This is a genomic window from Pseudomonas sp. So3.2b (assembly GCF_019464415.1).
GTDB lineage: Bacteria > Pseudomonadota > Gammaproteobacteria > Pseudomonadales > Pseudomonadaceae > Aquipseudomonas > Aquipseudomonas shahriarae.
This window is the reverse complement of the sequence record NZ_CP080494.1, coordinates 2000297-2018695: the sequence shown is the minus strand read 5'-3', so window position 1 is coordinate 2018695 and position 18399 is coordinate 2000297. Positions and strand designations below refer to the sequence as shown.

Genomic DNA, 18399 nt, shown 5'->3' with positions numbered 1-18399 from the left:
GAATGCAATCCCTGGTGGGAGCTGGTTTGCCTGCTCCCACATTTGGCCCTCATTCCACGCTTCAAACCCAATAACAAGAATCCGGGAGCCCGCTTATGTCGGTCGATCCGCAACACCTGCTTCGCGAGCTGTTTGCCACAGCCATCGACGCTGCCCACCCCCGGCAAGTCCTCGAACCTTATCTGCCCGCCGACCGCAGCGGCCGGGTGATCGTGATCGGCGCAGGCAAAGCCGCAGCCGCCATGGCCCTGGTCGTGGAAAACAGCTGGCAGGGCGAGGTTTCGGGCCTGGTGGTCACACGCTACGGCCACGGCGCACCCTGCCAGAAAATCGAAGTGGTCGAAGCAGCGCACCCCGTGCCGGATGCCGCCGGCCAGGCCGTGGCCAAGCGTGTGCTGGCGCTGATCAGCAACCTGGGCGAAGACGACCGGGTGATCTTCCTGCTGTCTGGCGGCGGTTCGGCCCTGTTGGCGTTGCCGGCAGCGGGTATCACCCTGGCCGACAAACAAGCCATCAACAAAGCCCTGCTCAAATCCGGCGCGACCATTGGCGAGATGAATTGCGTGCGCAAGCACCTCTCGGCGATCAAGGGTGGGCGCCTGGCCAAGGCCGCCTGGCCGGCCACGGTCTACACCTACGCGATTTCCGATGTGCCGGGCGACCAGGCCACGGTGATTGCCTCCGGCCCGACCGTGGGCGATCCAAGCACCTCGCAACAGGCACTGGCGATTCTCAAGCGTTACCAGATCGAAGTGCCGGCCTCGGTGCGCAGCTGGTTGCAGAACCCGGAATCAGAGACGGTCAAACCCGGCGACCCGTGCCTGGCGCGCAGCCATTTCCAATTGATCGCACGGCCGCAGCAATCCCTCGAAGCGGTGGCGGTGAAAGTGCGCCAGGCCGGTTTCAGCCCACTGATCCTCGGTGATCTGGAAGGCGAAGCGCGGGACGTGGCCAAGGTCCACGCCGGCATTGCCCGGCAAATCGTGCAGCACGGCCAGCCACTGGCGGCACCCTGCGTGATCCTGTCCGGCGGCGAGACCACCGTGACCGTGCGCGGCAATGGCCGTGGCGGACGCAACGCCGAATTCCTGCTGAGCCTGACCGACAGCCTCAAGGGCCTGCCCGGCGTCTACGCCCTGGCCGGTGACACCGACGGCATCGACGGCTCAGAAGACAACGCCGGGGCAATCATGACCCCCACCAGCTACGCCCGCGCCGAGGCCCTGGGCCTGTCGGCCAGCGATGAGCTGGATAACAACAATGGCTACGGCTATTTCGCGGCACTCGACGCGTTGATCGTCACCGAGCCGACCCGTACCAACGTCAACGACTTCCGCGCCATTTTGATACTTGAGACTGCTGCCCATGACGCCTGACAAGAAGGTCAAAATCCTCGCCACCCTGGGGCCGGCCACCGACGGTATTGATGACATCCGCGAGCTGGTGGAAGCCGGGGTGAACATCTTTCGCCTGAACTTCAGCCATGGCGAGCACGCCGACCATGCCCAGCGCTACCAATGGATCCGCCAGGTTGAACGCCAGCTCAATTACCCCCTGGGGATCCTGATGGACCTGCAAGGGCCCAAGCTGCGGGTCGGGCGTTTCGCCGAAGGCAAGGTGCAACTGGTGCGTGGCCAGGCATTGCGCCTGGACCTTGACCCGACACCGGGCGATCAGCGCCGGGTCAACCTGCCCCACCCGGAAATCATCAAGGCCCTGGAGCCGGGCATGGACCTGTTGCTGGATGACGGCAAGCTGCGCCTGCGGGTGATTACCAAGCATGCCGACGCGATCGACACCACAGTGTTGAATGGCGGCGAACTGTCCGACCGTAAAGGGGTGAACGTCCCACAAGCCTTGTTGGAACTCAGCCCACTGACCGCCAAGGACCGCCGCGACCTGAGCTTCGGCCTGGAGCTGGGCGTGGACTGGGTGGCGCTGTCGTTTGTGCAACGCCCCGAAGATATCCGCGAAGCCCGCGAGCTGATCGGTGACAAGGCGTTCTTGATGGCGAAGATCGAAAAACCCTCGGCGGTGCGCTACCTGCAGGAAATCGCCGAGCTGAGCGATGCGATCATGGTCGCCAGAGGGGACCTGGGCGTGGAAGTGCCGGCCGAAAGCGTGCCGCAAATCCAGAAAGACATCATCAGCACCTGCCGCCAGCTGGGCAAACCGGTGGTGGTGGCCACACAGATGCTCGAGTCCATGCGCTTCTCGCCGGCCCCCACCCGCGCTGAAGTCACCGACGTGGCCAATGCCGTGGCCGAAGGCGCCGATGCGGTGATGCTGTCGGCCGAAACCGCGTCCGGCGAATACCCGTTGGAAGCGGTGCAGATGATGAGCAAGATCATCCGCCAGGTGGAGAACGGCCCGGACTACCAGACCCAACTGGATGTAAGCCGGCCCAAGGCCGATGCCACGGTGTCCGACGCCATCAGCTGCGCGATCCGTCGGATCAGCAGCATCCTGCCGGTGGCGGTGCTGGTGAACTACAGCGAGTCGGGCAGCTCCAGCCTGCGTGCAGCACGGGAGCGCCCGGCGGTGCCGATCCTCAACCTCACGCCCAACCTGTCCACTGCGCGCCGCTTGAGCGTGGCCTGGGGTGTGCATTCGGTGGTCAATGACCGCTTGAGGCAGGTGGACGAGGTGTGTTCCACCGCGCTGGAAATCGCCCAGGCCCAAGGCATGGCACAGCGTGGGGATACCTTGTTGATCACGGCGGGGGTGCCGTTTGGGCAACCGGGGTCGACCAACTCGCTGCGCATTGAGACGTTGATCTAGCGTCTGTTCGGGCCTTATCGCGAGCAAGCCCGCCCCCACATTTGATTGGGTTCGCCAATCAAAATGGGGGAGCGGGCTTGCCTGCGATAAGGGCAACTCGGTCTCCCTGACTCCCTCACCATGCCCAACCCAACCTGCCCCGACTGGGCCGAAGCCCTGCTCAACGGCTTCAGCCAGATATTCCTGCAACGCCACCCGCTGTGTGGCCTGCTCTGCCTGCTGGCGATCCTCACCTGCGCCCCGGCCCTGCTCGGCGGTGCGCTGCTGGGCGGGGTCGCCGGCCTGCTCACGGCCCAGCGCCGCGACTATCCCAAGGCCGAGCGCCAGGCCGGGCTCTATAGCTACAACGGTGTGTTGCTGGGATTACTGATCAGCCAGCATTTCGCCTGGTCGGCCTTGCTGCCCCCGTTGATCCTGGCCTGCGGCGGCCTGAGTGCGATCCTGACCCGGCAATGGGTCAAGCGCACGGGCCATGGCGATGACTTGCCTGCCTATACCGTGCCCTTCGTCGGGTTAGGCTGGCTGTTGCTCGGCACGGTCGCACCTGCCGCGCTGCCTATCACTACGCCGGCCCCCCTGGACTGGCTAAGCGCTCCGCTGATCGGCCTGGGGCAGATCGTGCTGCTGGATCAACCACTGGCCGGCGTGCTGATCGCCCTTGGCCTGCTGCTGGCCAGCCCTCGCGCAGCACTGTGGGCCATGGTGGGCGCCTGCAGCGGCCTGGCACTCGGCCTGCTGCTCGACGACCGCGCTGGGGCCCTGCTCGGCCTGCACAGCTATAACCCGGCGCTTGCCGCCCTGGCCCTCAGCCAGTACCGGCGCCAACCCTGGCTGCCCCTGCTCGGCATCCTCCTGGCATGCCTGCTTGCCCCAGGCTTCGCCGGCCTGCACCTGGCACCGCTGACTGCGCCGTTTATCCTCGCCTGCTGGCTGGTGCGCGCCACCCTGCGTCTGCGGCACCGGTCCAACATGGACAGCCCGTTCGAATCCCCCTAGGCTTCGCAGATCTTCGATTCAGGCGGACTTCATGGACAGTAACAACGACTGGCGCCAGCGGCTCTACGTCATGGTTTTCCAGAGCGACACGGCGGCCGGGCGGCGCTTCGACGGCATCCTGTTGCTGATCATCCTCGCCAGCCTGGTGATCGTGATGCTCGACAGCATCGACGTCGTGCACCAGAACTACGCCGATGTGCTGGCCTATATCGAGTGGGGCTTCACGCTGATCTTCGCCATCGAGTACGGCCTGCGCCTGTATTGCTCGCCCAAGCCATTGCGCTATGCCTTCAGTTTCTACGGGTTGGTGGACTTACTGGCCATCGTCCCCGGCATCCTCGCCCTGTACTACAGCGACGCCCAGTACCTGCTGATTATCCGCATCATCCGCATGTTGCGGATCTTCCGGGTGCTCAAGCTCAGCCCGTACCTCAAGCAAGCCAACTACCTGATGTCGGCGCTGCGCGGCAGCAAGCAAAAGATCGTGGTGTTCCTGGTCAGCGTCTGCACCCTGGTGACGGTGTTCGGCACCCTGATGTACGTGATCGAGGGCCCGGAGCATGGCTTTACCAGCATACCCAAGGGCATCTACTGGGCCATCGTGACCCTGACCACCGTGGGCTTTGGCGACATCGTGCCCAAGACCCCGCTGGGCCAGGTGATCTCGTCGCTGGTGATGATCACCGGCTACTCGATCATCGCCGTGCCCACCGGGATCTTTACCGCCGAACTGGCCAACGCCATGCGCGGCGAGCAATTGCAACACGACTGCCCGGTGTGCAAGAAAAGCAGCCACGAACCCAACGCGGCCTTCTGTTCGCGCTGCGGCAACGGGCTCTATAAAAAAGTGGAATAAGCAAAGTTCTTTTTAATCTTTAAGCGTCTATGCCACCGCGGCTATAGTCGTGGGCTATAAGCCACCACCTTCGCGAACAACAAGGAATGAGCAGTGAAAAAACTCGTTAGCGCTTCGCTCCTGGCCGCCGGCCTTGCACTGTCCATCGGCGCCCAGGCCGCCTCGACCACCCTGCTCAACGTCTCGTATGACGTGATGCGTGACTTCTACAAGGACTACAACGCGGCGTTCCAGAAGCACTGGCAAGCCGAACACCCGAACGACAAGCTGACCTTGCAGATGTCCTTCGGCGGTTCCAGCAAACAGGCGCGCTCGGTCATCGACGGCCTGCCGGCTGACGTGATCACCATGAACATGGCCACCGACATCAACGCCCTGGCGGACAACGGCAAACTGGTGCCCGACAACTGGGTCACCCGCCTGCCGAACAACAGCGCGCCATTCACTTCCGCCACCGTATTTATCGTACGCAAGGGCAACCCCAAGGCCCTGAAAGACTGGCCGGACCTGCTCAAGGATGGCGTACAGGTGATCGTGCCCAACCCCAAGACTTCCGGTAACGGGCGCTACACCTACCTGTCGGCCTGGGGCTATGTGCTGAAGAACGGCGGCGATGAAAACAAGGCCAAGGACTTTGTCGGCAAGCTGTTCAAGCAGGCGCCGGTGCTCGATACCGGTGGCCGTGCCGCGACCACCACGTTCATGACCAACCAGATCGGCGACGTGCTGGTGACCTTTGAAAACGAAGCGGAAATGATTGCCCGTGAGTTCGGCCGCGATCAGTTCGAAGTGGTTTACCCAAGCGTTTCCGCTGAAGCCGAGCCGCCGGTGTCGGTGGTCGACAAAGTGGTCGAGAAGAAAGGCACCCGTGCGGTGGCCGATGACTACCTGAAATACCTGTGGTCGGCCGAAGGCCAGGAAATTGCCGCCAACAACTACCTGCGTCCACGTGACCCAGCGGTGCTGGCCAAATACACCGACCGTTTCCCGAAAGTTGACTTCCTCTCGGTAGAGAAGACTTTTGGCGACTGGCGCACCGTGCAGAAAACCCACTTCAATGATGGCGGGGTCTTCGACCAGATCTACAACGGTCAATAACTGACAAAACTCGTTCAAAAAATGTGGGAGCGGGCTTGCCTGCGATAGCGGTGTATCAGCCAGGTATTTCTAACCTGACACGCCGCCATCGCGGGCAAGCCCGCTCCCACATTAGGTTCTGCGCAAGGCATTAATGCCAGGCATGACTGAAATCATCAGTAACACTTTACCCCCTCCCTCGCCTACCCTTTACCCTTCACGCCATCCTTCCCCGTTTTAACGAGAACACCATGACCGCTACCTCACCCGCGACCGCCACCATGACCCGTGGCATGGTGCTGCTGTTTGCGTTCTGCTGCGGCGCCATCGTCGCCAACATCTACTACGCACAACCGATCATTGAGTTGATTGCCCCGGACATCGGCCTGACACCCGCCATGGCCAGCCTGATCGTGTCCCTGACCCAGATTGGTTATGCCCTGGGCCTGTTCTTCCTGGTGCCGCTGGGCGACCTGCTGGAAAACCGTCGGCTGATGATCATCACCACCGTGGTCGCCATCGCCAGCCTGTTGGGTGCAGCTTTCACCAAAGAACCGAACCTGTTCCTGTTGGTGTCGTTGCTGATTGGCTTCAGCTCGGTGTCAGTGCAGATCCTGATTCCCCTGGCCGCGCACTTGGCACCTGCCGAGTCCCGTGGCCGGGTGGTGGGCAGCATCATGGGTGGCCTGTTGCTGGGCATCCTGCTGGCACGGCCGGTGTCCAGCCTGGTGGCGGACCACTTCGGCTGGCGGGCGATGTTCATGGCCGCAGCCGCGATGATGGCCATTATCAGCGTGGTGCTGTTGTTGACCGTGCCCAAACGCCAGCCGGACCACAGTGCCAGCTATGGCCAGTTGTTGCGCTCGTTGGCCACCCTGCTGCGCGAGCAACCGTTGCTGCGCCAACGGGCGTTCTACCAGGGTTGCCTGTTCGCTGCCTTCAGCCTGTTCTGGACCGCCGTGCCCCTGGAACTCTCACGCAACCACGGCTTGAGCCAGAGCCAGATCGCCCTGTTTGCCCTGGTCGGTGCCCTCGGCGCCATCGCAGCACCGATCAGTGGGCGCCTGGCAGACGCCGGCCATACCCACCGCGCTTCGTTGCTGGCCATGTTGCTGGCGGCCCTGAGTTTTCTACCGGCGCTGGTACATCCGGCCTACAGCGTCATCGGCTTGATGGTCACGGGCGTGGTCCTGGACTTCTGCGTGCAGATGAATATGGTCCTCGGCCAGCGCACCATCTATGCCCTCGACGCCCACAGCCGCAGCCGCTTGAACGCGCTGTACATGACCAGCATCTTCATCGGTGGCGCCTTTGGCTCGGCGATTGCCAGCAGTGTGTATGAACACGGCGGCTGGCTTGGGGTGATCCTGGTGGGTAGCGCGTTCCCGTTGGTGGCCTTGCTGCGCTTCTTGAGTGTGTCCAGGGGCGCGTCGACCGTAAGAGCCTGAACCCATCAGGTGCCAACCCTCACCTACCGATGCCCTTGCCCTGCCTGGCCCTTCTCAAATAACCGAATGAGCCCCTGCAACAGCATGAGGGTACTCTGGAGCACACTCGTCAAGATCGCGAGTAGGGATTCAGCGGGAGCGGGTGCCGGCATAGGCGGTGGGGTCGGAGTCGGGGGCGGCACAGGGGTTGGCGCCGGGGTGGGTAAGGGGGCGGGCCCGGGGGTTGGCGTCGGTCCTCCCGTCACGATATCGGTGGCTTGGATTTTACCGGCAGTGGTCAATAGCAAGTCAGGTTTGCCGCTACCGTTCATATCAATCGCCAGACTGCCACGCCCCGTACGCGCGTCATAACCCAGCACGGCATTGCCTGGCTGCCCATTGAATTGACTGGAGAAGTTGAGGTGTTTGATACCGGCTTCTCTCAAGGCGCCAGAAACATCGACTTTGTCGGTGCCGCTGGTGAAATCCTCGATCAGGTCGGGGTTCTGCGGCGTGGATTCACTGGCCTTGTCGTAGACGAAGATGTCCGCCCCGCCGCCTCCGCGCAGCTTGTCTGCCCCCCTGCCCCCCTTGAGGCGATTGTCTGCATCATTGCCGGTCAGCACATCATTGCCTGCACCGCCGACGGCATTTTCCAGGGTCACGCCCTTGGCGATGGAAACATTACCTTTCATTCCCCCGACGTCCGAGAATGATTGCGCATTGAGGTTGATGTTTTGGTCCTGGGAATAGCCGGAGAAATCCAGGGTGTCGTTACCGCCGCCGTCCCAGACACAAAAAACCGCTGAGTCCGCAGCGCTCTTGATGCTCAGTACGTCACGCCCGGTATTGGAGTTGAACCCATAGGTCGTGTCTGTGTTGCGGGTAGTGTGGTTGGCACCATAAAGACGCTGAACCGCCGCGATGTCATACATCATGGGCGCCGAGGGCATCCGCCCCTTGAAGTCATGACCCGCGTTCTTGTGCTCCGCCCAATAACTCATGACCGTACCGGCCCGGGTGTCCTGCGCAAACTTCGCATCCCGCTCGTACGATCCGCCACCGTTGTAGTCACCGGGATGCGCCAGCCCCAGGCAATGGCCTATCTCGTGAACCATCGTGGTGTGGAAGTAACTCCCCTCCTTGGGCGCATGTGAGGCACGCCGTGTACCGATCGTGGCTTTCGCCGCGGGATTGTGCCGTGTCGGCCCCCATGCCACGCCACTTTCCATGCGATGGGAGCCGGACACCTCTATAGATCCATCCGTCTTGCGGGCGTTCTCATGAAAACTGATGTTGGCCACGTCTTGCCAAGCCTCCATGGCCCGGCGAGCACAGGTTTTCTGCTGCTCGGTGAACCCCTGGAGCTTGTAGGAAACCTGCGTCTTGCCGTCCCCGTCCCGATCGTTAAAACGCGTACCGCTGCGCGTAAGATGCCCGGCAACCTGATCAGTACTGAGGGAGCGTTTCCCACGGGCAGACATGGGTTCCCTGGACGGCCCGTGCATACCTTCAGGACAGCAGCCAGGATGAGCAGCAGTGTTGTTGATTTGACTCATGGCGATCTCCGATTCGATTAAAAACTGGGATATCAGGGTCCAACTGCGCCGCCTTTCATCGCAGAAAGCCGTCTCGGTCCCCGTCATCCGTGCCTAATCTTTCATGCAGGAAATCACCCCGCCACCGGGGCTTTGAGTCTTATTGAAACGCTTTGGCCGCTTGTTCGGTTTACTGACAAAACACATGGATCCTTACAATCCCCAAGGGTTATGCCGTCTTGAAAAAGCCCATTCAACTTGCTGATGGCCCTTGGAAAACGCAAAAAAGACACACGTTTCTTAATCCAAATCCTCGCCGTCCCACGAAATATCCGCTCTACATTTTAGCTTCGACGCCCCACCACCGAACTCACCGATTTTAAGAACGCACCAACTTCTCCAGCGCCGCATCCGCCAGGAATGACGAGCGACTTTTGACCTTGTGCTCGCGCACATAACGGTCAATACGCTGGATCACATACCCCGGCAACGTGACATTGACCTTCTCGGTCTTGCCCAGGTAAGGCGAGATATCGAGCTCGAGCATCCCCCAGCCCATCCCGGCGTACTCCTCATTGCCGTGGTGCGTCGCCACCGAGGTCGGCATGGGAATCGCGTGGCCTTCGCCAGCCAGCTCCTGCAACAGGATGTGAGCCACTTCGACGGCGGCGTTGTAAGCCTCTTCAAAACTGTCCCCGGCCGTCACCGCGCCTGGAATATCAGGGATCTGGATACCGGTGGCGGTAAAGTCATCGCCCCATTCGATACAGATTGGGTATTGCATGAATATTCTCCTGAAAAAACCGACCTAGAACGAAAACAACCCGGCACGCTGCCGGATACTTCGCACGGTGCCCAAGGGCAGATCCTTCTTGGGATGGGGCACCGGTATCGTGGACGGGTTATAGCGATGGGTGAAAATGTGATGGCTGCCCATGACCCGATCCAACACCCAGCCCGCCTCTTGCAGTTCCTTGATCAATAGCCTGCTTTGCACCACAGCCTCCTTGCTCCGGCCCGAATAAAAATAACTCCAGAGTTACCTTTACTCAAGCACAGATTTTTCAGAGCAGACTGACGGTTGTTTTGCCGGATATTGAAAAGCCCCAGGCATGGAGCTAAAGCACCCGCCCATCCCAGCCCACCGTCACATGCGGTGGCAGTTCACCGCGATGCTGCAACAGCCAGGCATCCAGGGTGTGCCCGACGTGGGTCAGCACGCCAAGCTCGGCGCCGCACGCGTCGATGCATTGCAGGGCCAGGGTCAGGTCATTGTGATTGCGCGGCGCCTGGGGTTGCGGTGGCATGGAGCAGTCGATGACCAGTACGTCCAGAGGCTCGCGCCGCAACCAGTCGAGGGTCGCCGGGGGCAGGCCCGTGGTGTCGGTCAGGTAGGCCAGGCGCCGCCCCTGCCCTTGCAGCAGGTAGCCCAAGGTCGGCTTGGAGTGCTGCAGGGGCAACGCGGTGACCGTCAGTTCGCCAAACTGGCGGGTCTCGAACTCGGCGAAGGGCTGGCTGAAATCGAGGATGCCGGGATGCTTGTAGAGGTCCGACAGGCCCTCGGGGTCTGCCGGGCCATGCACCGGGATGATCAGGCCCTGGCCCCAGCGCAGGTGCAGCAGGCCCTGGGCGTGATCGGCATGGTAGTGGGTCTGCAGAATGCCGTTGAAGCTGCGTGGCGGGAAACGCTCGGTGAGGTCCGTCAGCCCGCTGTCGATCAACCAGCGTTGCTCACCGCACTCGATCAGCGCGCTGCACTCGCGGCGGCGCAGGCGTTCATCGCTGCGCGCCAGGGTGCAGGCCGCGCATTCGCAGCCATACACCGGGACTTGGCGGGCGTCGCCGGTGCCCAGCAGGGTCAGGCGCATGCCGAGTGCCCCTCCTCCAGGCAATCGAGCAACCGGGCGACGGTATGCACCAACGGCCCGGAGTTATCCAGCAGGAACACCCCAGGCGCAGCCTGCAGGCTGTCGCTGAACTGCGCATTGCGTGCCAGGCGCGCGTCGATGTCTGCCACTGACTCACGGCCCCGCGCCAGCAAACGCTGGCGCAACACCGCCTGGTCCACCGTCAGCAGCACCACCAACAGCGTCGGATAACGTGCGCGGGTCTGCGCCAGGTGGCCACGGGAGCCATTGACCAGCACATCGTCGCCGGCCGCCAGCCAGTCGTCGATCTGCCGTGGAATGCCATAAGACAGGCCATTGGCATGCCAACTGAGGGCAAAGCCGCCCTCGGCTTGCAGCGCGGCGAATTGCGCGGGGCTCACACCTTGGGCGGCCTCGCCCACCGCTTCCGCCGAACGGGTGATGACCCGTCGCACGATGCGGCAACCGCGCTCGGCCAATGGCCCGCGCGCGGCTTCCAACAGGCTGTCCTTGCCCGAACCCGATGGCCCGATGAGATAGATCAACCTGCCCACCATCAAAACACCCTCTTGGCTTGTCGCCAGACTTGTTGGACTACCGGCAGCCCGCCCTGGGCCCTGGCTTGCACCAGGTCCGCACGCAGGCCGACGGCAATTTCCCCGCGATCCTTGATGCCCGCCGCCTGTGCAGGGGCCAGGCTGATCATCTTGATCGCCTGGGGCAGATCGCAGTCATTGTCCTGGGCCGCCAGGGCAAAGGCCGCTGGCAACAGGCTGGCCGGGTAGTAGTCACTGGAAAGTATATCCAGCAATCCTTCAGCAGCCAGGCCGGCGGCGGCCACATTACCCGAGTGGGAACCGCCGCGCACCACGTTCGGCGCGCCCATCAGCACTTTCATCCCCAGTTGCCGGCAACCGCGCGCCGCTTCCAGGGTGGTGGGGAACTCGGCGATGTTCATGCCATAGCGCGCCGACTCCTCGACATGGGCCAGGGTCGCGTCGTCATGGCTGGCCACCGACAGGCCACGCGCCAGGCAATGCTCGACGATCGCGGCGCGGTAGCGGTCGCTGTAGGCCTTGGAGTTGGCCATTTGCAACAGCACGAACGCGTCCATGGTTTCATCATTCAAATGGTATTTGCCCATGTAGTACTCGCGGTACTTGGACTCCAGCACAAACTGGCGCTGGCCCGGCGAGTGGTCCATCACCGACACCAGTTGCACCAGCGGGTTTTCCACCAGATCGCGGAACACACTCAAGGTGTCCGGGTGGCACAGCTCGCAACGCAGGTGCAGGCGGTGTTCGGCGCGGGTCAGGCCGGCTTCCTGCGTCGAGGCAATGGCATTGAGCATCGCCGGCAGCTTCTGCATGCGATTGCCCTTGGGGTTCACGTCGCCGATGGACACCGCATCGAACACCGTGGTGATACCGGCCGCGATGATCTGCGCATCATGGCTGAGCACGGCCGAGGTCGATGGCCAGTCCACACCGGGGCGCGGGGTCATGTGCTTTTCCAGGTTGTCGGTGTGCAACTCCACCAGCCCCGGCAGCAGGAAATCACCGCCCAGGTCCTGGGCGTGGGGTAACTGGCTGCGGCCTTCGGCGAGGTCAACGATCACCCCGTCACGCAGCAGCACACTGCCGAGAAATACACGATCAGCAGTGACCAGTTGGGCATTGCTGAGGATCTGTTCAGCGGGCATCGGCGTAGTCCTCGTCGGTAATCACAGCGGGCGTCATGTCCAAATGGCGGTCAGCCACCGCCTCACGGGCGGCACGGTCATGGAAGATGCCAATCAGTGCGGCACCGCCGGCCTTGGCTTCGTTGATCAGTTCCAGGACAACCTGACGGTTGCGGTCATCCAGGGAGGCCGTCGGTTCGTCGAGCAACATCACCGGCCAGGCCACCATGAAGCCGCGCGCGATATTGACCCGCTGCTGCTCGCCCCCGGAGAAGGTGCCCGGCGCCAGTTGCCACAGGCGCCGGGGGATATTCAGGCGCGCCAGCAAATGCTCGGCACGGGCCTGGGCGTCAGCCTTCGTCCAGCCACGGGCCAGCGCGGGCTCCATCACCACATCCAGGCAGGCGACCCGTGGGATCACCCGCAAAAACTGGCTGACATAGCCCAGGGTCTGCTGGCGTACCTCAAGAACCTCCCGGGGTGCAGCGCCCACCAGCTCCAGCCATTGGCCGGCATGGCGCACGCGGATGCTGCCCCCGGCCGGCAGGTAGTTGCCATACAAGGTGCGCAGCAAGGTGCTTTTACCCGCTCCGGACTGGCCGTGCAGCACCAGGCATTCACCGCCCTGCACGCTGAACGCCACCCCGCGCAGCACGTTGAGCACCACGCCGTTCTGCTGGTGCAAGGTGAAGGTTTTCGAGAGGTCACGGACCTCGATCAAGGCATTCGTCATGGCTGCAATACCGAAGACACCAGCAGTTGAGAGTAAGGGTGCTGTGGATCGTCGAGGATCTGGTCCGTCAGCCCGGTTTCCACCACCCGCGAGCGGCGCATCACGATCAGGCGATCGGCCAGCAGGCGCGCCACCGCCAGGTCATGGGTGACGATCACCACCGCCAGGTCCAGCTCACGTACCAGGCCGCGCAGCAGGTCGAGCAGGCGCGCCTGCACCGACACGTCCAGGCCACCGGTGGGCTCATCCATAAACACCAGGCGCGGGCTGGAAACGAGGTTGCGGGCGATTTGCAGGCGCTGCTGCATGCCGCCAGAGAAGGTGCGCGGCAGGTCGTCGATGCGCTGCGGGTCGATCTCCACCTGGCCCAGCCAGTCCAGGCCGGCGCCGCGCAGTTGCTGGTAATTGCGCACGCCCTGGGCCATCAGGCGCTCGCCAATGTTGGCGCCGGCCGACACGCCCATGCGCAGGCCGTCGCGGGGGTTCTGTTCAACGAAGCCCCATTCGGTGCGCAGCAAAGTGCGGCGTTCGGCTTCGCTGGCGCTGTAGAGGTCCAGCCATTCGCCGTCCTTGCTGCGATAGCCGACGCTGCCGGCCTGGGGCGGCAAGCGCCCGCTCAGCAGCGAGAGCAAGGTGGATTTACCCGAACCGGACTCGCCGACAATCCCCAGCACCTCACCGGGGTACAGATCAAAACTCACGTCCTGACAGCCCTTCTCCAGGCCGTACAACAGGGACAGGTCGCGCACTTGCAATAAGGGCTGGCTCACTGGTTGTTCTCCTTGACCCGTTGGGCGCAGTACCAGGTGTCGGAACACACAAAACTCTGGGTGCCGGCGTCGTCGAGGATCAGTTCATCGAGGAACGAGTCATGGCTACCGCAGATGGCGCAGTGGTGGTCCCACGTCTGCACTTCAAAGGGGTGATCCTCGAAGTCCAGGCTGCTGACCTGGGTGTACGGCGGCACCGCGTACAGGCGCTTTTCGCGGCCGGCACCGAACAGCATCAGCGCCGGGCTCATGTCGAGTTTCGGGTTGTCGAATTTGGGGATCGGCGAAGGGTCCATCACATAGCGCTCGTCGACCATCACCGGGTAGGCATAAGCGGTGGCGATATGGCCGAAGGTGGCGATGTCTTCGTAGAGTTTTACGTGCATCACCCCGTAGTCGTTGAGGGCGTGCATGGTGCGGGTCTCGGTTTCCGAGGGCTCGATAAAGCGCAGCGGCTCGGGGATCGGTACCTGGTAGACCATGATCTGCCCGGCCTGCAGCGGGGTTTCCGGGATGCGGTGGCGGGTCTGGATCACTGTGGCGTCGGGGGTGGCTTCGGTGGTGGCGATACCGGCGGTGCGCGCAAAAAAGCGCCGGATGGACACGGCGTTGGTGGTGTCGTCGGCGCCCTGGTCGATGACCTTGAGCACGTCGTCGGCACCGAGGATCGCCGCCGTCAATTGCATGCCGCCGGTGCCCCAACCATAGGGCAGCGGCATCTCGCGACCACCGAACGGCACTTGGTAACCGGGAATCGCCACGGCCTTGAGCAAGGCGCGACGGATCATGCGTTTGGTCTGTTCGTCGAGGTAGGCGAAGTTGTAGGCGGCGTCATTCATGGCGGGTGCCCTCGGCCGGTTGGCGCAGTTTGCGGATCAGTTCCAGTTCGGCCTGGAAGTCCACGTAGTGAGGCAATTTGAGGTGCGAGACAAAACCGGCGGCCTCAACGTTGTCGCAGTGGGCCAGCACGAATTCTTCGCGCTGGGCCGGCGAGACAATCTCTTCGCTGTACTCCTCGGCACGCAGCGAGCGGTCCACCAGAGCCATGCCCATGGCCTTGCGCTCGGCATGCCCGAACGCCAGGCCATAGCCGCGGGTGAACTGCGCCAACTCGGTGGCCGAGCCGACAAACTGGTTGACCATCTCGCACTCGGTGACTTCGATGCTGCCCAGGCAGATGGCAAAGCCCAGTTCTTCAGGATCGACCCATACCTCGACTTCACCGATGCGAATCTCCCCGGCAAACGGGTGATTGCGCCCATAGCCACGCTGGGTCGAATAGCCCAGCGCCAACAGAAACCCTTCATCGCCGCGAGCCAGGGCCTGCAGGCGCTCGGCACGGCTGGCAGGGAACTCCAGCGGGTCGCGGGTGATATCGGCGACGCTGGCGTGGTCGTCGGCTTCGTGCTTGATCAAGCCCTCTTTGGCCAGCAACCCCAGCACCCGTGGACACGGTTCGAGGCGCGCATCCGCCGTGGTCTGCGGGCCTGGATACTCACCCTCGGCCAGCAGCGCGAAATCCAGCAGGCGATGGGTGTAATCGAAGGTCGGGCCGAGCAACTGGCCGCCGGGCACGTCCTTGAAGGTGGCTGACAACCGTCGGCTCAACGACATCTGCGCGGTGTCGATCGGCAGGCTCGGGCTGAAGCGCGGCAATGTGGTGCGGTAGGCGCGCAGCAGGAAGATCGCTTCTACCAGGTCCCCCGCCGCCTGCTTGATCGCCAGTGCCGCCAGTTCTTCGTCGTACAGCGAGCCTTCACTCATCACCCGCGCCACGGCCAGGGGCAGTTGCTGGCGGATCTGCTCGACACTCAGTTCGGGAACCCCCGTATCGCCCCGGCGTTTTTTCGCCAGCAGGCGGTGGGCATTGTCGATGGCCTGTTCGCCACCCTTGACGGCTACGTACATCAGGCGTGCTCCTGTGTGATGCGGCTGCTGCGCGGCAGGCCGAGCAGGTGATGGCCGGCGCTGAACAACACGTCCAGGCCACGGGGAAGGCCTCGCGGCGCTGGCGCTCCAACCAGAAAGCCGACGGCACCGGCACCTGCACCCGGCGCTGGGCCTGGATGCCCGGGCCGCGCCAGAGCAAGGCGCGCCCGGCCTCCAGTTCGCTAAGCTGGACCAGCAAGGTGCAGGACTGGTCGGGGTAGCGATCATTGCCGTGATCGAAGCCGCTGAGATCGAGCAGGTCCGGCTCGCCGAGCAAGGCAAACGCGGCCTCCTCCCGACGCGCAACCAACGGGCAGCCACAGTGGAAGGCCAGGTTGGCGCGGATCAGTGGCGTGTCGAACGCCGGTGCCAGCCATAGCGGCGTGTCGACATCCAGCAGCGCCAGGCACAAGGCATAGGTGGCGGGCGCCAGGCCATCCAGGTGCGGGGCTGCCGGCAGGTGCTGGATCAAACCCGGTTCGGCCAAGGCCTTGAGCGCCGCGCGAAAACTGCGCTGGGCATCCAGCACCGGGTCGACAAACGCCGGCTGCAATAATTGAGCGTGCATCAGTTTTCTCCTCGCACCAGGGTGAAGAACTCGACCTTGGTCGCCGCAGTGTCGGCTTCTTTTTGCGCGCGGCGCCGGGCTTGGGCCTGGGCCAGTGCGCTGATCAAATCGCTGAGCCACGGGCTCGGTTGCGCGTTTTGCAGATGGGCATCGGCCAGGGCCGCCAGTTCGGCATGGACCTTGTCGCGCCCGGCCAGGTAGCTGTAGCCGGTGCGGCCATCTGCCAGGCGCACCACACAGCGGGTCACCGTCATTTCACCGACGTTGAACGGCGCGCCATTGCCACCCATGCGCCCACGCACCAGGGTCATGCCGATTTCCGGGGCGCGGATCAGTTGGTACTCGGCGTCCTTCAATGCCGCTTCGTGGGGTTGCAGTTCATTGAGCTGGGCGCGGGCAAGTACGCCAATCCAATGCTGACGCGGGGACAGATTCATCGGGGTCTCCATCAAGTCACCACCTGGTACTGGAAGCGATCCGAACGGCTGGTGGACTGCGCCAGCTCCACCGGGCGGCCATCGCGATCGCGGGAAAGGGTGAATACCGTGAGTGCAGGCAGATGCCGGGGCATCATCAGCAGCGCGGCTTCGTCGCGGTTGGGCAAGCGCGCACCGATCAGGCTCTGGGTGCGGGTCAACGGCAGGTCGCGCTCGCGCAGGTACTGACGCAGGGAGCCGCCGTTGTAATCCGCCAGCAACGGCGCGTGGCTGGCGCAGTAGCGATGACGGATCAGGCTGACGGGCTGCTGGTCGAGCTTGCGCAGGGTTTGCAGCTCAATCATCGGCGCCATTTCGGCGATGCCCAGGTGCTGCGCTTCTTCGCGGCTGGCGTAGCAGTAGCGGCGCTTGAGCAGCAGCGCCTGCACGCCATGGCCCTGGGCCGACAGCGATTGGCTGTAGGCGGTGTCGGCGCCCATCGGGTAAATCAGCGGCCGGTCCAGCACCTGCGTGCCTTTGCCCTGCTGGCGCAGCAGACTGCCTTCGAACACCAGCTCATCAATGGCGCGGCGCAGGGTGTGGCGGTTGACGCCAAAGCGTTCGGCCAACTGCACTTCGCCCGGCAGGAACTCCCCGGCCTGGTAGCCGCTGAGTTCACGGCGCAGGATATCGGCGAGTTCGCGGTACACCGGCTCATCTTGTCTAGACAACTGCATGCTTTAAAAAAAGCGCCCGCAGGCACCCCTCCAAGGTCAGATAAACCGCTTGCGCAGGCGTTGGGACAGCACGTCGATCAGGCTCACCACCACGATGATCACCAGCAGCACCGCGCAGGTCTGTACGAACTGGAAGGCGCGGATGTTCTCCCACAGGATCACGCCGATGCCGCCAGCGCCGACCATGCCCACCACCGTCGCCGAGCGTACATTGGCCTCGAAGCGGTACAGCGCGTAGCTCACCCACAGCGGCATGACTTGCGGGATCACGCCGTAGATCACCTCTTGCAAGGCGCTGGCACCGGTGGCGCGTACACCTTCCACGGGGCCGGGATCGATGGCCTCGACGGCTTCGGCAAACAGCTTGGCGAGTACCCCGGTGGTGCTGATCCACAGGGCCAGTACCCCGGCAAACGGACCAAGGCCGACCGCCACCACGAACAACATGGCGAACACCATTTCGTTGATCGAGCGAAAGGCATCCATCACCCGGCGCAGGGGTTGGTGAATCCACCAGGGCGTGATGTTGTCGGCACAGAGGATGCCCAGGGGCACCGAGCAGACAATCGCCAGCACCGTGCCCCAGAGGGCGATTTGCACGGTGACGATCATTTCCTTGAGGTAGGAGCGCCACTCGTGGAAGTCCGGCGGGAAGAAGTCAGCGGCGAAGGTCGCCATGTTTCCCGAATCGCGGTACAGCGCCAGCGGGTTCATTTCCGCGCCTTTCCAGGCCCAGGCCAGCAGCACCAGGAACAGGCCCCAGCCGAGGTATTGCGGCCAGGTTCTTTTACCCACGGCTTCAGCGTGCAAGGTCGTCATGGATCACTCTCGATAATTACTGGAGCGGGGCCTATGGGGGAACCCGCTTGTGTGGGAGCTATGTGTGTGGGAGCGGGCTTGCTCGCGAAAGCGGTGGGTCAGTCAACATCAATGTTTGCTGGGCCGACGTCTTCGCGAGCAAGCCCGCTCCCACATTTGATCTTCGTTGCTTTGAGCATTGCGTTCGCTTAACTGATCGGCAT

Annotated in this window: 19 protein-coding genes and 1 pseudogene; 6 read left to right on the top strand and 14 right to left on the bottom strand. The window is 63.2% G+C overall.

From position 1 onward, the window contains the following. The first annotated feature begins 95 nt into the window (after nt 1-95). The 6 genes from K1X80_RS09140 to K1X80_RS09115 all read left to right on the top strand — a co-directional run bounded on the left by K1X80_RS09140 (nt 96) and on the right by K1X80_RS09115 (nt 7158). On the top strand, nt 96-1376 hold the full coding sequence (locus tag K1X80_RS09140) for a glycerate kinase (protein ID WP_120732266.1): 1281 nt from the start codon (nt 96-98) through the stop codon (nt 1374-1376). Then, nucleotides 1366-2781 carry a pyruvate kinase gene (gene pyk, locus K1X80_RS09135; protein WP_057958973.1) on the top strand — a complete coding sequence of 472 codons (1416 nt, stop codon included), beginning with the start codon at nt 1366-1368 and terminating at the stop codon, nt 2779-2781. The genes K1X80_RS09140 and pyk overlap by 11 nt, the downstream gene beginning before the upstream one ends. Before the next feature lie 120 nt (nt 2782-2901). Beyond that, nucleotides 2902-3777 (top strand): urea transporter, encoded by an 876-nt coding sequence (locus tag K1X80_RS09130; RefSeq protein WP_057958972.1) that lies wholly within the window; start codon nt 2902-2904, stop codon nt 3775-3777. 31 nt (nt 3778-3808) lie between these two features. Next, on the top strand, nt 3809-4633 hold the full coding sequence (locus tag K1X80_RS09125) for an ion transporter (protein ID WP_057958971.1): 825 nt from the start codon (nt 3809-3811) through the stop codon (nt 4631-4633). Between the two features lie 93 nt (nt 4634-4726). Beyond that, a complete protein-coding gene (locus K1X80_RS09120) occupies nt 4727-5731 on the top strand; it encodes a sulfate ABC transporter substrate-binding protein (RefSeq protein WP_057438843.1) in 1005 nt (334 codons plus the stop codon). Between the two features lie 230 nt (nt 5732-5961). Further along, complete coding sequence (locus tag K1X80_RS09115; RefSeq protein WP_057438842.1) at nt 5962-7158, top strand: MFS transporter; 1197 nt, start codon at nt 5962-5964, stop codon at nt 7156-7158. A 23-nt stretch (nt 7159-7181) separates the two neighbouring features. Here the strand turns inward: K1X80_RS09115 and K1X80_RS09110 are convergent, their stop codons facing one another. The 14 genes and pseudogenes from K1X80_RS09110 to phnE form a co-directional block, all read right to left on the bottom strand. Beyond that, on the bottom strand, nt 7182-8696 hold the full coding sequence (locus K1X80_RS09110) for a M10 family metallopeptidase C-terminal domain-containing protein (protein ID WP_178112949.1): 1515 nt from the start codon (nt 8694-8696) through the stop codon (nt 7182-7184). Between the two features lie 358 nt (nt 8697-9054). Then, complete coding sequence (locus K1X80_RS09105) at nt 9055-9459, bottom strand: type II toxin-antitoxin system HicB family antitoxin (protein ID WP_057958970.1); 405 nt, start codon at nt 9457-9459, stop codon at nt 9055-9057. Between the two features lie 24 nt (nt 9460-9483). Beyond that, complete coding sequence (locus K1X80_RS09100; RefSeq protein WP_057438840.1) at nt 9484-9672, bottom strand: type II toxin-antitoxin system HicA family toxin; 189 nt, start codon at nt 9670-9672, stop codon at nt 9484-9486. Between the two features lie 121 nt (nt 9673-9793). After that, complete coding sequence (phnP, locus tag K1X80_RS09095) at nt 9794-10543, bottom strand: phosphonate metabolism protein PhnP (protein ID WP_057958969.1); 750 nt, start codon at nt 10541-10543, stop codon at nt 9794-9796. Continuing rightward, the gene (phnN, locus tag K1X80_RS09090) at nt 10534-11100 is read right to left on the bottom strand and encodes a phosphonate metabolism protein/1,5-bisphosphokinase (PRPP-forming) PhnN (RefSeq protein ID WP_057444570.1); all 567 of its coding nucleotides are present in this window, start codon (nt 11098-11100) and stop codon (nt 10534-10536) included. The genes phnP and phnN overlap by 10 nt, the downstream gene beginning before the upstream one ends. Next, nucleotides 11100-12245: an alpha-D-ribose 1-methylphosphonate 5-triphosphate diphosphatase gene (locus tag K1X80_RS09085; protein ID WP_057438838.1), complete on the bottom strand. Its 1146-nt coding sequence runs from the start codon at nt 12243-12245 to the stop codon at nt 11100-11102. Before K1X80_RS09085 ends, phnN begins: the two co-directional genes overlap by 1 nt. After that, entirely contained in the window at nt 12235-12957 is a 723-nt protein-coding gene (gene phnL / locus K1X80_RS09080) for a phosphonate C-P lyase system protein PhnL (RefSeq protein ID WP_120732262.1), read from the bottom strand. Before phnL ends, K1X80_RS09085 begins: the two co-directional genes overlap by 11 nt. Next, nucleotides 12954-13763 carry a phosphonate C-P lyase system protein PhnK gene (gene phnK, locus K1X80_RS09075; protein WP_120734408.1) on the bottom strand — a complete coding sequence of 270 codons (810 nt, stop codon included), beginning with the start codon at nt 13761-13763 and terminating at the stop codon, nt 12954-12956. The genes phnL and phnK overlap by 4 nt, the downstream gene beginning before the upstream one ends. Further along, the gene (locus K1X80_RS09070) at nt 13724-14566 is read right to left on the bottom strand and encodes an alpha-D-ribose 1-methylphosphonate 5-phosphate C-P-lyase PhnJ (protein WP_057438836.1); all 843 of its coding nucleotides are present in this window, start codon (nt 14564-14566) and stop codon (nt 13724-13726) included. The genes phnK and K1X80_RS09070 overlap by 40 nt, the downstream gene beginning before the upstream one ends. After that, a complete protein-coding gene (locus K1X80_RS09065; protein ID WP_057958967.1) occupies nt 14559-15635 on the bottom strand; it encodes a carbon-phosphorus lyase complex subunit PhnI in 1077 nt (358 codons plus the stop codon). The genes K1X80_RS09070 and K1X80_RS09065 overlap by 8 nt, the downstream gene beginning before the upstream one ends. Then, nucleotides 15635-16224, bottom strand: a pseudogene (gene phnH, locus K1X80_RS09060) (phosphonate C-P lyase system protein PhnH). Before phnH ends, K1X80_RS09065 begins: the two are co-directional and overlap by 1 nt. After that, the gene (phnG, locus tag K1X80_RS09055) at nt 16224-16661 is read right to left on the bottom strand and encodes a phosphonate C-P lyase system protein PhnG (protein ID WP_057438833.1); all 438 of its coding nucleotides are present in this window, start codon (nt 16659-16661) and stop codon (nt 16224-16226) included. The pseudogene phnH and the gene phnG overlap by 1 nt, the downstream one beginning before the upstream one ends. An 11-nt stretch (nt 16662-16672) precedes the next feature. Continuing rightward, nucleotides 16673-17377 carry a phosphonate metabolism transcriptional regulator PhnF gene (phnF, locus tag K1X80_RS09050; RefSeq protein ID WP_057438832.1) on the bottom strand — a complete coding sequence of 235 codons (705 nt, stop codon included), beginning with the start codon at nt 17375-17377 and terminating at the stop codon, nt 16673-16675. Between the two features lie 36 nt (nt 17378-17413). After that, nucleotides 17414-18196: a phosphonate ABC transporter, permease protein PhnE gene (gene phnE / locus K1X80_RS09045; RefSeq protein ID WP_032859104.1), complete on the bottom strand. Its 783-nt coding sequence runs from the start codon at nt 18194-18196 to the stop codon at nt 17414-17416. Nucleotides 18197-18399: the final 203 nt, after the last annotated feature.

What these genes read in the sequence shown, in the direction of transcription:
- K1X80_RS09105 (WP_057958970.1), bottom strand. Translation starts at nt 9,459, where the DNA reads ATGCAATACCCAATCTGTATCGAATGGGGCGATGACTTTACCGCCACC.
- K1X80_RS09125 (WP_057958971.1), top strand. Translation starts at nt 3,809, where the DNA reads ATGGACAGTAACAACGACTGGCGCCAGCGGCTCTACGTCATGGTTTTC.
- phnE (WP_032859104.1), bottom strand. Translation starts at nt 18,196, where the DNA reads ATGACGACCTTGCACGCTGAAGCCGTGGGTAAAAGAACCTGGCCGCAA.
- phnF (WP_057438832.1), bottom strand. Translation starts at nt 17,377, where the DNA reads ATGCAGTTGTCTAGACAAGATGAGCCGGTGTACCGCGAACTCGCCGAT.
- phnP (WP_057958969.1), bottom strand. Translation starts at nt 10,543, where the DNA reads ATGCGCCTGACCCTGCTGGGCACCGGCGACGCCCGCCAAGTCCCGGTG.
- phnL (WP_120732262.1), bottom strand. Translation starts at nt 12,957, where the DNA reads ATGACGAATGCCTTGATCGAGGTCCGTGACCTCTCGAAAACCTTCACC.
- phnN (WP_057444570.1), bottom strand. Translation starts at nt 11,100, where the DNA reads ATGGTGGGCAGGTTGATCTATCTCATCGGGCCATCGGGTTCGGGCAAG.
- phnG (WP_057438833.1), bottom strand. Translation starts at nt 16,661, where the DNA reads ATGAATCTGTCCCCGCGTCAGCATTGGATTGGCGTACTTGCCCGCGCC.
- K1X80_RS09110 (WP_178112949.1), bottom strand. Translation starts at nt 8,696, where the DNA reads ATGAGTCAAATCAACAACACTGCTGCTCATCCTGGCTGCTGTCCTGAA.
- K1X80_RS09130 (WP_057958972.1), top strand. Translation starts at nt 2,902, where the DNA reads ATGCCCAACCCAACCTGCCCCGACTGGGCCGAAGCCCTGCTCAACGGC.
- K1X80_RS09085 (WP_057438838.1), bottom strand. Translation starts at nt 12,245, where the DNA reads ATGCCCGCTGAACAGATCCTCAGCAATGCCCAACTGGTCACTGCTGAT.
- K1X80_RS09115 (WP_057438842.1), top strand. Translation starts at nt 5,962, where the DNA reads ATGACCGCTACCTCACCCGCGACCGCCACCATGACCCGTGGCATGGTG.
- K1X80_RS09065 (WP_057958967.1), bottom strand. Translation starts at nt 15,635, where the DNA reads ATGTACGTAGCCGTCAAGGGTGGCGAACAGGCCATCGACAATGCCCAC.
- K1X80_RS09070 (WP_057438836.1), bottom strand. Translation starts at nt 14,566, where the DNA reads ATGAATGACGCCGCCTACAACTTCGCCTACCTCGACGAACAGACCAAA.
- K1X80_RS09140 (WP_120732266.1), top strand. Translation starts at nt 96, where the DNA reads ATGTCGGTCGATCCGCAACACCTGCTTCGCGAGCTGTTTGCCACAGCC.
- pyk (WP_057958973.1), top strand. Translation starts at nt 1,366, where the DNA reads ATGACGCCTGACAAGAAGGTCAAAATCCTCGCCACCCTGGGGCCGGCC.